The sequence below is a fragment of the candidate division Zixibacteria bacterium HGW-Zixibacteria-1 genome (assembly GCA_002838945.1).
Lineage (GTDB): Bacteria > Zixibacteria > MSB-5A5 > GN15 > PGXB01 > PGXB01.
The window spans coordinates 73,510-88,851 of the sequence record PGXB01000006.1 but is presented as its reverse complement, the minus strand read 5'-3'; the positions used below and the strand labels follow the sequence as shown (position 1 = coordinate 88,851).

General features: G+C 49.6%; 14 protein-coding genes. 11 read left to right on the top strand and 3 right to left on the bottom strand.

The genetic code is table 11. The annotated features are described in order from the left end of the window. Positions 1–2 precede the first annotated feature (2 nt). The 11 genes from CVT49_04200 to CVT49_04150 all read left to right on the top strand — a co-directional run bounded on the left by CVT49_04200 (position 3) and on the right by CVT49_04150 (position 12,188). Complete coding sequence (locus tag CVT49_04200) at positions 3–998, top strand: menaquinol oxidoreductase (protein PKK84339.1); 996 nt, start codon at positions 3–5, stop codon at positions 996–998. Between the two features lie 2 nt (positions 999–1,000). Beyond that, positions 1,001–2,656 carry a menaquinol oxidoreductase gene (locus tag CVT49_04195; GenBank protein ID PKK84338.1) on the top strand — a complete coding sequence of 552 codons (1,656 nt, stop codon included), beginning with the start codon at positions 1,001–1,003 and terminating at the stop codon, positions 2,654–2,656. Then, the gene (locus CVT49_04190) at positions 2,649–3,035 is read left to right on the top strand and encodes a cytochrome C (GenBank protein PKK84337.1); all 387 of its coding nucleotides are present in this window, start codon (positions 2,649–2,651) and stop codon (positions 3,033–3,035) included. Before CVT49_04195 ends, CVT49_04190 begins: the two co-directional genes overlap by 8 nt. Next, a complete protein-coding gene (locus CVT49_04185) occupies positions 3,035–3,817 on the top strand; it encodes a 4Fe-4S ferredoxin (GenBank protein PKK84336.1) in 783 nt (260 codons plus the stop codon). The genes CVT49_04190 and CVT49_04185 overlap by 1 nt, the downstream gene beginning before the upstream one ends. 7 nt (positions 3,818–3,824) lie before the next feature. Beyond that, positions 3,825–5,030, top strand: coding sequence for a menaquinol oxidoreductase (locus CVT49_04180; protein PKK84335.1), 1,206 nt, complete (start codon positions 3,825–3,827; stop codon positions 5,028–5,030). Positions 5,031–5,129: 99 nt separating this feature from the next. Continuing rightward, positions 5,130–6,827 carry a hypothetical protein gene (locus CVT49_04175; protein PKK84334.1) on the top strand — a complete coding sequence of 566 codons (1,698 nt, stop codon included), beginning with the start codon at positions 5,130–5,132 and terminating at the stop codon, positions 6,825–6,827. A 28-nt stretch (positions 6,828–6,855) separates the two neighbouring features. Continuing rightward, the gene (locus tag CVT49_04170; protein PKK84333.1) at positions 6,856–8,076 is read left to right on the top strand and encodes a glutamyl-tRNA reductase; all 1,221 of its coding nucleotides are present in this window, start codon (positions 6,856–6,858) and stop codon (positions 8,074–8,076) included. A gap of 4 nt (positions 8,077–8,080) precedes the next feature. After that, a complete protein-coding gene (locus CVT49_04165) occupies positions 8,081–8,722 on the top strand; it encodes a siroheme synthase (GenBank protein PKK84332.1) in 642 nt (213 codons plus the stop codon). Between the two features lie 25 nt (positions 8,723–8,747). Then, positions 8,748–9,677: a hydroxymethylbilane synthase gene (locus tag CVT49_04160; GenBank protein PKK84331.1), complete on the top strand. Its 930-nt coding sequence runs from the start codon at positions 8,748–8,750 to the stop codon at positions 9,675–9,677. Beyond that, entirely contained in the window at positions 9,667–11,220 is a 1,554-nt protein-coding gene (cobA, locus tag CVT49_04155; GenBank protein ID PKK84330.1) for a uroporphyrinogen-III C-methyltransferase, read from the top strand. The genes CVT49_04160 and cobA overlap by 11 nt, the downstream gene beginning before the upstream one ends. Beyond that, positions 11,217–12,188, top strand: a complete 972-nt coding sequence (locus CVT49_04150; GenBank protein PKK84329.1) for a porphobilinogen synthase — start codon at positions 11,217–11,219, stop codon at positions 12,186–12,188. The genes cobA and CVT49_04150 overlap by 4 nt, the downstream gene beginning before the upstream one ends. Positions 12,189–12,275: 87 nt before the next feature. On the opposite strand, the gene CVT49_04145 is transcribed toward CVT49_04150, so the two are convergent. From CVT49_04145 to CVT49_04135, 3 genes are all read right to left on the bottom strand, one after another. After that, entirely contained in the window at positions 12,276–12,566 is a 291-nt protein-coding gene (locus CVT49_04145) for a hypothetical protein (GenBank protein ID PKK84328.1), read from the bottom strand. After that, entirely contained in the window at positions 12,566–14,269 is a 1,704-nt protein-coding gene (locus CVT49_04140; GenBank protein PKK84327.1) for a putative sulfate exporter family transporter, read from the bottom strand. The genes CVT49_04145 and CVT49_04140 overlap by 1 nt, the downstream gene beginning before the upstream one ends. A 196-nt stretch (positions 14,270–14,465) precedes the next feature. Continuing rightward, a complete protein-coding gene (locus CVT49_04135; protein ID PKK84326.1) occupies positions 14,466–15,287 on the bottom strand; it encodes a hypothetical protein in 822 nt (273 codons plus the stop codon). Between the last annotated feature and the right edge of the window lie 55 nt (positions 15,288–15,342).

The window sequence follows — 15,342 nt, the reverse complement described above, 5'->3', positions numbered from 1 at the left end:
AAATGAAAGGTTTGTATGCATTCTTTTCTTTACTTCTGCTCATTGCCGTTGCCCTTATAGGTGTCCAGGTAGTCAAATGGCACTTTCTATTTGGAGTGGTAATTCCCTATACGGCCTTTGCCATATTTATTCTGGGAATCATCTACCGGGTAATCAAATGGGCGAAATCGCCGGTCCCCTTCCGAATCACGACCACATGCGGACAACAGAAAACACACCCGTGGATCAATTCCAGTTATTTTGACAATCCCCATAATCTTATTGGTGTCCTCGGCCGCATGGCCCTGGAAATTCTGTTTTTCCGCTCGCTGTTCAGAAATACCAAAGCTGATATCCATGACGGTAAAATCGTGTACGGCGGGAACAAGTGGCTCTGGCTCGGCGGACTGGCCTTTCACTGGACATTTTTAATTGTCCTCGTGAGACACTTCAGGTTTTTCATGGAGCCGGCGCCGTTCTTTGTGGGTTGGATTCAAAACCTTGACGGCATCATGCAGGTTGGTATACCGGTACTTTACATGACCGACGTGGTATTCCTTGGAGCGCTCACATATCTATTCTTCAGAAGGGTGATCGTGCCGCAGGTGCGATATATATCGCTGGCCGGCGATTATTTCCCGCTTTTCCTGATTATGGCGATAGGCACCACCGGAGTACTTATGAGATATGTTCCTTCCATGAAAGTCGATATCAATGGAATCAAACAATTGACCCTCGGCCTCCTGAGTTTCGGTCCCATTGTCCCTGAAGGAATCGGTGCCACGTTTTTTATTCACCTGTTTCTGGTCAGTCTTCTTCTGGCCTATTTCCCGGCCAGCAAGCTGATGCACATGGGTGGCGTTTTTCTGAGCCCTACACGAAATCTGGCTAACAATAACCGTGCCCGCCGGCATGTCAATCCCTGGGATTACCCTGTCGAGGGACATTCCTACATGGAATGGGAAGATGAGTTCAGGGAACTGATGAAGGCCGCTGATATGCCATTGGAGAAGGAATAGCCATGTCGGAAAAATATAAAGCAGAAGAATTATCCCGAATAGACTTAACACCGCCAAAGACGGACTGGATGGATACCTCCCCGGTATTCAAAAAGGGGCGTTTTAATTACAGCGCCATCCCGAAGAGCATTGAATACCTGGGCCTGCCCAATCCGAGAAAATGGCAGCCGACCGATGATGACTGGAAGCTGCCTGAGAACTGGCGGGAAATTATTCTTGAAGGACTGAAGGTCCGCCTGGACAGATATCGGTCCCTCCGGGTCTTTATGGATATCTGTGTCAGGTGCGGCGCCTGCGCCGATAAATGTCATTACTACATCGGTTCCGGTGATCCCAAAAACATGCCGGTCCTTCGGGCCGAATTGCTCCGTGCGGTGTATCGAAATAATTTTACCCTGGCCGGAAAAATCATGGGCAAAATTTCCGGAAGCCGCGAGCTGACGGTCGATGTGCTTAAAGAATGGTTCTACTACTTCTTCCAGTGCACCGAATGCCGTCGCTGCTCGGTGTTCTGCCCCTACGGCATCGACACCGCCGAAATCACCATGATGGCGCGGGAGCTGTTGAGCCTGGTCGGTCTCGATATCGACTGGATCTGCACCCCGGCGGCGAACTGTCTTCGCACCGGAAATCATCTCGGCATTCAGCCGCACGGCTTCAAGGACAGCATTGAATTCGCGGCGGATGACCTGTTTGATGTGACCGGGGTCCGAACCACTCCATCCATCAACCGCAAGGGCGCCGAAATACTTTTTATAATGCCATCAGCCGATTATTTCGGTGACCCCCACTATTTCGGATTTCTGGGCTACCTGGCGCTGTTTCACGAAATCGGATTGGATTACACTTTGAGCGCTTATGCCTCGGAAGGCGGAAATTTCGGATTGTTCCACTCGTACGAAACGATGAAACGCCTCAATCAGAAAATATACGCCGAAGCCAAACGGCTCGGTGTCAAATGGATCCTCGGCGGAGAGTGCGGCCATATGTGGCGCGTTTTGCATCAGTATATGGACACTCTCAACGGACCGGCCGATTTTCTCGAAGAACCGGTCTCCCCTGTGACGGGAACGAAGTTCAATAATGCCAAAACAACAAAGATGGTCCATATCGCCGAATTCACATCGGATCTGATCAGGCACAATAAGATCAAACTCGACAGGGGACGCAACGACCGGTGGCGCGTGACCTGGCATGATTCATGCAACCCTGCCAGGGCCATGGGTATTTTCGAGGAACCACGGTATATCCTCCGCCATACCTGCAACAATTTCTTTGATATGCCGGAAGGCACGATCAAAGAGCAGACATTCTGTTGCGGCAGCGGAGCGGGGCTGGGCACCGATGAAAACCTCGAGATGCGCCTGCGCGGCGGGTACCCCAGAGGCAACGCCGTTCGCTACGTTCAGGAAAAGCATGATGTCAATCTGCTGGCCTGCATGTGCGCCATCGACAAGGCGACTCTTCCGGCCGTGGTCGATTTCTGGGCCCCCGGGGTGCAAATCGGAAGTCTGCACGAACTCGTCGGCAACGCTCTTGTCATGACCGGCGAGAAAGAGGACCGGACCGATTTAAGGGGTGACCCATTCGTAAATCAGAAACAAAGTGAAGAAACGGAAAATATGATCGAAAGGAAGGAGGATAAAGCAAATGTATGATGCTGGTAAAATCATCGGCGGCTTAGTTATCTTCCTTGCCCTGATATCCAGTCCGATCTGGTACAATATGGCGAGCGGCAGGGCCAATGTCGTGCCCGACCTCAAATATGTCACCAGCGAAAAACAATGCGTGATGCCCACCGAATATATGAAGACCCGGCACATGGATCTCCTCAATTCCTGGAGAACCGACGTTGTTCGTAACGGTTTAAGGGTCTTTACTTCGCCCGAGGGCCGCAAATTCAATATGAGCCTGACCAACACCTGTATGGGCTGCCACTCGAACAAGGCTGATTTCTGTGACCAGTGTCACAATTACAGTGCGGTCGGTCAGCCAAATTGCTGGGATTGCCATAATGTTCCGGGGGAGGTGCAGTGATGGGAATAGATAGAAGAAAATTCCTGACAATAGCCGGCCTTACGGCCGCAACGGCCCTTGGCCGAAAAGTAATCGGTCAGACGGAAGAAACTGATTCCGTCCGGACATCTCTTGGACTGCCCGAGGAATCGCCGCTGATCGCGAAACGCTGGGCGATGGTTATCGACACCAGAATCTGCCGTCAGAAAGACGGCTGCACGGTGTGTATCGAGGCCTGTCACCAGACGCACAATGTTCCCTATTTCGGCAACCCCAAGGATGAAGTCAAATGGATCTGGAAGGAGCATTATAAAGAGGCCTTTCCGAATCAGGAGCATGAGCACCTGAAGGAAGGTCTTCTCGAAACGCCGGTCCTGGTCATGTGCAATCATTGCGATAATCCCCCCTGTGTCCGGGTCTGCCCGACACAATCGACGTGGCGGCGCGATGACGGCATCGTGATGATGGATATGCATCGCTGCATCGGCTGCCGTTATTGTGTGGCGGCCTGCCCGTACGGTTCCAGGAGTTTCAACTGGCGCGACCCGAGACCGTTCATAAAGAATCTGAACCTGGAATTCCCGACGCGATCCCGAGGTGTCGTCGAGAAGTGTAACTTCTGTGCTGAAAGACTGGCCACAGGACTGCAGCCAAAGTGTGTTGAGGCCTGTCAGGAAAAAGCACTGCACTTCGGCGACCTTGAAGATCCGGAGTCGGAAATCCGGGCACTCCTTCGCGAAAACTATGCCATCCGGCGTAAACCCAATTTAGGCACCTCTCCGGAAGTGTACTATATAGTGTGAGGTTTTTATGATAGAAAAAGCACTTAGTGGAGATAAAAAATACTGGAGCTGGATAGCCTTCCTCATGATTGTCATCGGCATCGGGTTTCTATCATACCTGAGGCAATACACCAACGGCCTCACCGTTACCGGTCTGAGCCGGGATATAACCTGGGGCTTCTATATTGCCCAGTTTACCTTTCTGGTCGGTGTGGCGGCCTCGGCGGTGATGGTTGTATTACCCTATTACCTGCATAATTACAAGGCCTTTTCCAAACTGACCATTCTGGGTGAGTTCCTGGCAATCGGCTCGGTAATTATGTGTATGCTCTTTGTATTTGTGGATATGGGACAGCCGTTCCGGGCTTTGAACATATTTCTGCACCCGACACCGCATTCACTGATGTTCTGGGATGTGATTGTCCTGAGCGGTTACCTGCTCTTAAATGTGCTCATCAGCCATGTAACACTTGATGCCGAGAAAAAGAGCATTGCGCCGCCGAAATGGATCAAACCGATAATTATCCTTTCGATCCCGTGGGCCATCAGTATTCATACAGTCACCGCCTTCCTCTACTCCGGTCTTGCCGCCCGTGCTTTCTGGATGACGGCCGTCTTGGCCCCGAGATTTCTGGCCTCGGCTTTCGCATCCGGTCCAGCGCTGCTGATTATCATGGTCATGCTGATTCGGAAATTCACCCGCTTCGATCCCGGTAAAGAGCCGGTGCAAAAACTGGCTATCATCGCCACCTATGCCATGAGCATGAACATCTTTCTGATTCTGATGGAAGTCTTCACCGTTCTATACAGCAATATTCCCGAGCACATACATCACTTCCAGTTCCTCTTCTTTGGTCTGGAGGGAAACACCACCCTGGTTCCGTGGATGTGGTCTTCTGTAATTCTGGCGATACTGGCGCTGATTCTTTTGCTGAATCCCAAGACCCGGCGGAACGAGAGTATTCTGGCAGTGGCATGTGTGGCTGTTTTCGTATCAATCTGGATCGATAAGGGCCTTGGCATGGTTGTCGCCGGTTTCACGCCGACACCGCTTGGTCATGTTATTCAATATTGGCTGACTTGGACCGAGTTTTTTATAAGTATGGGAGTTTACGCGATCGGCGCCCTGCTCGTGACTGTCTTCTACAAAATGACCTTATCTCTCAGGGGTGAGACCCTTAAAAACCAGGAAAATGAAATAATCGCCCGGGAGGTCAAAACGATCGCCGGGTAGTTGATTTTTATACGAAATTTATTAAATTTGAGGACGCTGCGATTTGGGCAGCTTAAAAATTGGGGTTGCCTCGGCAACCCCTAATTTTTCGGGAATGAGATGACAGAACTGAAAAAATCCGATATTGTTATTGTGGGCGGCGTCGCGGCCGGCCCCAAGACTGCGGCCACTCTGGCCCGGCGCATGCCGAAGGCCAAAATCACCCTGTTCGAGAAAGATCGACACATTTCTTTCGGAACCTGCGGTCTTCCCTATTTTGCCTCGGGGGACATTGACAGTTTCCGCGAATTGACCGTGACCTCATATGGGGTCCCGCGGGATGTCGATTTCTTCAAAAAAACGAAGGGGTTTGACGTAATCACCGGCGCAAAGATCATTAATATTGATCGGAGCAACAAGACTGTAACGGTAAAAGAAGCCAACGACGGCGTGATTTATAAATATGGCTTCGACAAGCTGGTGCTGGCTACCGGCGCAACACCCCAGAAGACGCCTTTCCCAATTCCGGAAAGTCCTAAAATCAGGCATTTTACGCGACCTGAAGACGCCATGGAATTTCGCAAGGCGGCTCAGCAGGGGCAAATCGGCAAAGCAGTAATTATCGGAGGTGGTTTTATTGGCTGCGAGCTGGCCGAAGCGGTCGGCGGAATGTGGGGAATCGAAACGGTTCTGGTGGAAAAGGAAGTTTCTCTTCTCCCCTACCTTCTTGACCCCGAGATGGCAGCCATAGCCCAACGGGAATTGATCAGGAATAATATCGAAGTCAGGCTTTCAAGTTGTGTCGAAAAAATCGGACTCGATGATAATGGAAATCCTGTTATTTATATTCAGAATTCGGCGCCGATCGCGGCAGATTTTGTCTTTCTCTGTCTTGGTGTAAAACCAAACGTTGATCTCGCCCGTGATGCGGGATTGGAAATTGGAGAAACCGGAGCCATTAAGATAAACCGGAATATGCTGACATCGGATCCGAATATATATGCCGGAGGCGATTGTGTCGAATCGGAATGTCTGGTAAGCGGCCGGAAATTATATATTCCGATGGGCTCACTGGCCAACCGTCACGGACATGTGATTGCCGAGAATATTGCCGGAAACAAGACGGAGTTTCCCGGTGTAACCGGGGCCTTTCTGGTTAAAGTGTTTGATACCAATATCGGTTCGGTCGGCATTAATGAAAAAACGGCCGAAGTTTGCGGATTAAAGGCAAGATCAGTCTGGGGGGCCTTTGTCGATAAGCCCGACTATTATCCCGAAAGCAAAAGCTTCACCCTGAAAATGATATATGATGAAAACAGCGATCGTCTTCTCGGTTTACAGGCGGTCGGCAGCGGCGATATCTGTCGCCGTATCGATGTCTTTTCGTCATTTCTATTGAAGAAATCAAAAATTAATGACTTGCTTGATTTTGAGCAGGGTTACGCCCCGCCATATTCGGAGGCTATCGATCCGTTGTATCATCTGACAACCATGGCACAGGCGCAGCAAAGAGGTATATCCTTTGCCAAACCGGGTATAACAATTGAAAAAGGTAACGTCCTCTGGCTTGATGTTCGCGAAACAGAGGAGGCGGCCGAAGATCCATGGCAATTGCCCGAAGAAATTAAAAAAGATCATTATATAAATATCCCTCTCAATGATTTGAGAGACAATCTTGATAAAGTAAAGAATTTCGATAAAATTAGAATTGTCTGCCGCAGGGGACCGCGGTCATATCAGGCGGCCATAATTTTAAGAGATGCCGGATATGAAAATGTTTATATTTCATCCGGAGGAACGCAGGCAGCTTTAGCATGATATTATGACTGGAAGGAGTATCATATAAATGGCAATGAGCAACTGGTATCTGGCCGTTTGTGGAATCAACCATAAGACATCCTCTCTCGAGGAGCGCGAACCGGTGCAACTGGGGCGCGATGATATGGCCAAAGCCCATGCCGTTTTCAGCAATCATCCGGATATCCTGGAATCGACCATTGTAGCCACCTGTAATCGAGTCGAGTTTTATTTTGTAGCCAAAAAGGAATGTGACCCGTTTGGAGCTGTCAGGCAGTTTTATCGGGACTTCCGGGGCAATGATATTTCAGCGCTGTCTGATCTGTTTTTCGTAAAAAAGAACCGCCATGCCGCCGATCATCTGTTTCGCGTCGCGGCCGGCATCGACTCCATGGTTCTTGGCGAAAACCAGATTATGGGTCAGGTCAAGGATGCATACAGCTCCGCCTGCGCGGTCAAAGCCGCCGGGAAGATCATCCACCGCCTGTTTCATCAGGCTTTCAGGGTCGGCAAAAGTGTCCGCACCGATACCGAGATGGGTAAAGGGGCCTGTTCGATTAGCAGCGCGGCGGTCGAGATGCTAAGCGAGCGCACGGCGGCAGCTGAAAACCCGCGAATTCTATTTATCGGCGTTAACCAGATGATCACCCTGGCCGCCAACGGGCTGCGCCGCCTTGACTATAACCATTTTGTTTTTGCCAACCGCACACAGGAAAAGGCGGCCTCATTCGCGGCCGGATACAATGCCGAGGGGCATTCTCTTGACCGACTTGATGAGTTAATCGGCGGGTCCGATATCATTATCACCTGCACCGGATCCATGGAACCGATTATCAGGAAAGATATGTTTGACAGCCTCCTTACCAAAAATCCCGGAAAGAAACTGAAAATTATTGACATGGCTGTTCCAAGGGATAGCGAGATCGACAAGAATTATCATGAATCAATAGAGGTGCTTGATCTCGAAGATATCAAATTGTCTGTAAAAAAACAGCAGGCGAAACGGGAACTGGCCATCCCGCAGGCCGAACAGATAATCGAGCGCAAACTTGGGGAATTTGTTTACTGGTTCGATCACGTGCGCTATGAACCGATTTATAATGGTTTGTACGATGCATATGAGAATATTCGACAGGCCGAGATGGAATCAATACTCGAAAAATTTCCGCAGGACCAGCGCATTATTATAAATCGGGCCACAAAAAATCTTATAAACAAGCTGGTGCATCTTAAAGTCCGGCTTTCATCTGACAGCAAAAAAACGGAGTGAATTCATGTCTCATAATTATATGCCCATCAGTATCGCTATGAAAAACCGTAAATGCCTTGTTGTCGGAGGCGGCCGGGTGGCGCTTCGAAAAATAGAAACCTTAATAAATTATGATGGCGAATTTACAGTGATCGCCCCGGAGACAGAGGACAAAATAGATTATTATGCCCAAAGAGGGCTGATTAAGCTGGAAAAGAGAGCTTACAAGTCTCCTGAAGCAGCCTTATATGGGCTTGTCATTTCGGCCAGTAATGACAATGTTGTGAATCAAACCGTCTTTGATGACTGCCGCAGCGCCGGCGTTCCGGTCAATGTGGTCGATAACCCGGCCCTGTGCGACTTTATATTTCCGGCAGTGGTTCGGCGAGGCTGCCTTTCCGTATCAGTGGCCAGCGACGGTAAGGCGCCGTTTTTATCGGGTCACCTTAGGTTTGTCCTCGAAAATATGTTTGTCGAAAACCGCTGGAATAAAATTGCCGAATTTGCTTCGGAGTTTCGTAAAAAAGTGCAGGAGCAGTGGCCGGACGATACCGACAAGAAGACCGGATGTTATAGCCGTTTTCTGGATACCGACTGGAAATCGGTTATCGGCGAAAAAAGTGATGATGAAATTCGAACCATGCTGGATGAAATGTTGAAGTTCTGATTAACTGAATCAGGCTTGATGCTATATGTCAAAAAAAGTTTATAAAGTCGGGACCAGGGGAAGCAAACTGGCTTTGGCTCAGACCGGTCAGGTTGTGGAATATTTAAAAAAGCTCCATTCAAATGTCGATTTTAAGATTCTGACAATCACGACCGAGGGCGATCATGACACCGCCACGTCTCTTGAGCAAATGGGTGGCGTGGGTGTATTTACCAAAAAAATCGAACAGGAATTGCTGGAACATAATATCGATATAGCCGTTCACAGCGCCAAGGACCTGCCTTCGGTGATGACCGAAGGGCTGGCTATCGGGGCGGTGCCGGAGCGGGAATCTTGCTCCGATGTATGGATATCTCATGACGGCAGCAGTATTCATGAGATAAAGGCTGGCGCCGTTGTCGGAACCGGCTCGCCGCGCCGCCGCGCCCAGCTTTTATGTATGCGTCCGGAGCTGACTGTGACGGATATCCGCGGAAATGTCGACACCAGGTTGAAAAAAGTAAAAGAAGGTAAATATGATGCCATCCTTATGGCTCATGCCGGATTAAAGAGGGCGGGACTTGACAAGCATATAACCCAGGTTCTGCCACCGGACAGATTCATTCCGGCGCCGGGGCAGGGATTTCTCCTGATTCAAATCAGAAACGACGATAATGAAGCCCTAGAAATAACCCGGGCGGTTAATCATGAAGCATCTCGCCGCTGCTTAACCATCGAAAGGCTGCTTCTTGAAAAGCTCCAGGCCGGGTGTTCGGCGGCAGTCGGCGGCTGGGCCCGATTCTCGGGTAATAAGATATTACTCTCGGCGGTCGTGCTTGACAAAGACGGCAAAACAAGATTATATGCCGAAGGTAATATAGATTATGAAAAGCCGAACGAGAAGCTTGCAAAATCTGTGACGGACAAGTTGTTGGCAAAAGGTGCAGCCGGAATTATTAAGCAATATGAAAGCTGAAGAAAAAACCGGGAAAGTTTACCTGATCGGCGCCGGGCCCGGTGATCCCGGCCTTATCACCGTCAAGGGAATGGAATTGATCAACAATTGTGATGCCGTCGTTTTCGACAATCTGGTTCCTGATGAGTTGATTGTGAATTTGCCCCCCCACTCCGAAAAATATTATGTCGGCAAGAGAGCCGGCACACATACCCTCCCCCAATCCGAAATGAATGAACTTCTGGTCAGGCTTGCCGGGGAAGGAAAACGAGTGGCCCGATTGAAGGGCTCCGATCCTCTCATTTTCGGCCGCGGCGGTGAAGAGGCCAAATATCTTAAAACGCACGGCATCAAATTCGAAATTGTCCCCGGTGTCACGTCGGGTATTGCCGCCCCAACCTACTGTGGAATCCCCTGTACCGATCGGGATAAAGCATCCCTGGTAACTTTTGTCACCGGTCATAAAGCACAGGAAAAAGTCCTCTCGACGGTCCCCTGGGAATGTATTGCCAAAGCCAAAAATGGAACCGTTGTGATCTATATGGGTGTCGGCGAGATTGCCAATATTGTCAGTGAACTTACCCGATACGGCATGTCCCCGGACTCACCCATGGCGGTCATCGAACGAGGGACTTTCCCCACCCAGCGGCATTTTACCACGACACTGACTGATATGCCCGATCTGGTTATCAGGGAGAATATCCGGCCGCCCGCCTTATTTGTCATCGGCGAGGTGGTCAGACTGCAACCGTTTATGGAATGGTTTGGCGACGGGCCGTTGTTTGGCGTACGTGTCATGGTGACCCGTCCGGCGGATCAATCGGGAGAGGTGTACCGCGCCTTGCGGGATCTCGGGGCGGAGGTGCTCCCCTATCCGACCATATCTACCAGAGAGAATATTGACGATAAAGGCTGGGAGTCATTCAGCAAAATTTCAGAAGAGAACAACTGGTTGATTCTCACAAGCGAAAACGGCGTTCGTTACTTCTTCAGGCAATTTGCCGAAAGAGTCGGCGATATTCGTCAACTTGGCCGCTTCAAAATCGCAGCGGTCGGTCATGGTACAGCGAGAGCCCTGGAGCAAGTGCATTTGAGAGCCGATTTCATTCCGAAAAAAGCCACCACTCAGGCTTTGGCTGATGAGCTTTGCGGGCATGTGGATTTATCCGGCGTAAATGTTGTCAGAATTCGCGGTAATCTGGCTGACGATCGAATTGAAAATAAACTGGTTTCAGCCGGCGCTTCCGTCTTGCCGATTACCTGTTACCACACTTCATATACCGGCTGGATGGATGGATTTAAGGAACGGCTGTTTGAGCACCTTCCCGACATAATTACATTTACCAGCGGTTCAACCGCCGCAGGGTTGTGTAAAATTCTTTCCGGTGAAGAGATGGAAATACTGACGAGGGATGCGCAGATCATATCGATCGGACCATCGACGACCGACATGATAAAATCTTTGGGTATAAAAGTCACTCTTGAAGCCGATGAACACAGTGTACCGGGCATAATTTCAAAAATTGTCGAATATTATACAAATAAGTTACAGGGGGTACAATGACATTTCCAATATCACGACCGAGAAGGTTGAGAAAGAGTGAGGCGATCCGCCGGTTGGTTCGCGAGACCCGACTGCACCCTTCCAATTTTGTTTACCCGCTCTTTGTCAGTGAAATAATCGATGATCCCACCCCGATCGGCTCGATGCCGGGTATATTTAATTACCCGCTTAAAAATATCGCTCTTGAGGCCGACCGAGCCTTCAAACTGGGCATTCCGGCGGTTCTTTTATTTGGCACGCCTGCCAAAAAGGATCCCGGCGGATCGGCATCATTAAAATCGGACGGTATTGTCCAGCAGGCGGTCATGGAAATAAAATCCCAGAACCCGGATATTGTTGTCATTACTGATGTCTGCCTCTGCGAATATACCGATCATGGCCATTGCGGGATTATTAAAGACAATGGCGTTGATAATGATGCCACTCTGGATGTGCTGGCCCGCCAGGCGGTCAGTCATGTTCAGGCCGGAGCCGATATCGTGGCCCCCTCGGACATGATGGACGGACGCGTCGGGGCCATCAGGGGGGCGCTTGACGATTATGGATTTGCCAACACCGCCATCATGGCCTATTCGGCCAAATACTGTTCCGCTTTCTATGGCCCTTTCCGTGACGCCGTCGATTCGGCGCCGAAATTCGGGGATCGGCAGACATACCAGATGGATCCGGCCAACGCCATTGAAGCAATCCGGGAGATTGAGCTTGATATTGCCGAGGGAGCCGATATCGTAATGGTCAAGCCGGCCCTGTCATACCTGGATATTATTGCCGCAGCCAGAAGCGAATTTGCCGTCCCGATCGCGGCTTATAATGTCAGCGGCGAATACTCGATGGTAAAAGTAGCCGCGAAGAATAATCTTGCCGACGAAAAAAGACTGACGCTGGAAATCCTGACATCGATCAAACGGGCCGGGGCCGATATAATAATTACCTACCATGCTCTTGAAGCGGCTCGGTGGCTGGAATAAGTTGCATTATATGTTCCCAAAAAGGCCCGGTCATTTAGCTTGATCGGGCCTTCTTGCATGATATATGATTTCAATCAATTAATCCGGTTAATCCGGTACGATACTTCTGTTGAGCACAATATCTTCATCCGCCTTTTCCCGCATCGCCCGGACGGCGGCTTCAAGCTCGCGTATGTTTTCGACTTCACTGTAAAACAGCGGTGAGGCATCGATCTTATTGGCGCGGTTATGCCTTAACACTTCACCGCATATTCCGGGCGGAGTGGTCCCGGCGGCAAGGATTATATAAAAAATAACAATGGCCGACAGGCCTGCCATAAATTTCAGGAGCCTTTTTTTCAATGGCTCCCTGTTAATTTTGCCGTCAACATCTTTCATCATATCGCATTCGGGAATAATATTATAAAGGCCAGCCAGGCGACCAGTAACGTCAAAATCATATTGAAGGACTGACCGATAACATACAAATACATTGGCTTGCCGCCCTCCATGCGACTGGCCAGATCACGGAAATTTGACTCCAGACCGATCGACACAAACGCGAGACAAAAGAACCATCCGCGAAGAACGCTCGAAAACGGATCGATCATAATCGCCTCGACCATCCGAAAATCGCCGCCCATCATCGGGACCACCAAAAACGAATAAAACAATGATGCCGCGACAAATCCGATAACGAATTTCGGGAAACGGTACCAGATTTCCATGGCGCTGGCCTTATGCCCCGGGATGGCTTCGACTTTGGTAACCCAGTAAATCGCGATAAAAAAAGCGACCACGCCGATCAAGACATTCTGTATCATTTTGACCACCGCCGCCACCTGCTCGGCGGTCTGCCCCAGCATCGACCCCGCCGCCACAACCGCTCCGGTGGAATCGATCGTCCCGCCCATCCAGGCGGCGCCGAGGATTTTGTTCATTCCGACGAATTTGATGAAAAGCGGCATGAAAAACATCATCAGCACCGTAAAGATCAGGGTCATTCCGACGGCCAGAGTCAGGTCCTCTTTCTTCGCTCGCGACGCCGCCGCCGCGGCAATCGCCGCCGACACGCCGCACACCGAGGTGGCGCTGGCTATGATAATGGCCAGATTTTTATTTTTCATTTTCAATACTCTGACTGCGAACATATACATGAATATGATTACAATTGGCGTCACAATCCAGGCGACCATCAGCCCCGGGACGCCCAGAGAAAGTATTTTCTTGAAGAGAATCTCGGCACCCAGGAGTACCAAACCGATTTTAATAAACAATTCAGTGTTTATACCCGGTTTGATCCAGCCTGGCGTTCCTATCGTATTCGACACCAGAAGACCAACCAGCAGCGCCCACATGGCATAGCTCAACCCCCAATATTTTATTTCGGTCTGATTGGCCATCCAATACGATATCACAGCCAGGATGAAAATAAAAACAAATGCCAGCAGATACTTAAAGACATTATGTCGCTTGGTGACACCGATGACTATGGCGGTCAGCACACCCAGGATAATCATTAATATAAGCAACGACGGAATCAACGACTTGCCCGATTTTGCCAAAGCATCGAGCGGATTGGTTGTCCATTTACCGACCTTCGGAATCACCGGAAATCCATGCACCACTTTATATACCATGACCGACACAAATTGCCCGACATTCTCGCTCATTTCGGCATTTATGGTGTTATCCATAATATTGCACCTGACCCGGAACACCGATGCCTGCGATAAGTCATAATTTTTTCTTAAGCCGCGCGCCAGGGCCATATCGGTGGAATCCTTTGGAATAAATTCTACCTTAACACCTTTGGCTTCCAGCGCCTCGGCGGTCTTATGATTACCGGCGGCATACTGAAAATTATTTCGATTGATCAGGCTGTCATTGAACTGATCGAAAAAATACTCCACGCACAGATCATTGGTAAACAACACCCATGATTGCCCGGCTTGCGCGGTTTCCAGTTTGGACCAGGCGCTTTTATCATGATATTCTTCACGGGACACCGACTGCGTCAAAATCACGATTAAAATAAAGAAGCCTATCCAGACCGCCCACCAATCTTCCTCTTTCCAAAGTGCTTTTATGCCTTTTTCCATACATCCCGTCCTTTACTTTACTGATGAATTTGTACTATCACACCCTATTCACTGATTAATAAATAATAACCGGCCGTTTGCCCTCCAGTCAAGTAAAAACAAAAATGGAAAAAGGCAATAAACACACTGACGCCCCTGTTTATACAGGGGCGTCTATAAAATATATTTTAGAATGGCTTTGGAAATGAGAACGGGATCAGGTATCGATCCCGGTGATCTCTATATTTTTGATAATATCCAACTCGGCAAGAGCCTCTTTGATGTCTTTCTGCCTTTCACCGGCCATACGGCCCGGCGCATTGAATTTCACTTTCACGGTGCCGGATTCGCAATCACAGGTAAGCGTCATATCCATATCCCTGGTTTTCGGTGACCGCACCAGATATGCCCTGATTTTTGCCTTCATGTGGGCATCATGGATCAGTTTCATGGCGCCGGCATCAATTCGAAATTCCGGCTTTCTTACAAGCAGGCCGATCATTTCCACCATGGCATCGAGATTGAGCTTCTCCATATTCAGGACGATATCATAATTCGTCATTTCGTCATATTCGGCGCCATGAAGGAACTTGTACCAGCTAATCCGCTGTGCATCCACATACTGAATATGCTCCCTGGCTTCCGCCTCGCTGTAATTGGATTCGGCGGTCAGAGTCTTGACGCGATATTCAAGCGGCGCCACGACCTTGACCCGCAGCACCCGAGGGACATCCGTCAAAAGGTAATGGGTTTGCAGCCCGTGATAAATAATATTTCCTTCGGCGACGAAATCCATCAGGGCCGCCTTGAAAATGACAAGATAGTGGTGAATTTGCGCAGCGTGAGGATCCCACGAGTGAGGCGGCCGGGTTTCCATGATGCTCTTGGCCGCATTAAGGAATTCTTCAATTCCGTATTTTTTGCCATGTTCGATTATTTCCTCGCGGGAAATTGCCCGGCAGGGAATTTCCCTGGCAAGACCCTGCGTGAGTTTATAGGAAGCGCTAAGGGAACCGCGTGTGATTGTTATAACCGGCATCTCAACCTCCTCATCAATGATACCTCTATGAGCTTATAAAATGAGGCCCAACTAT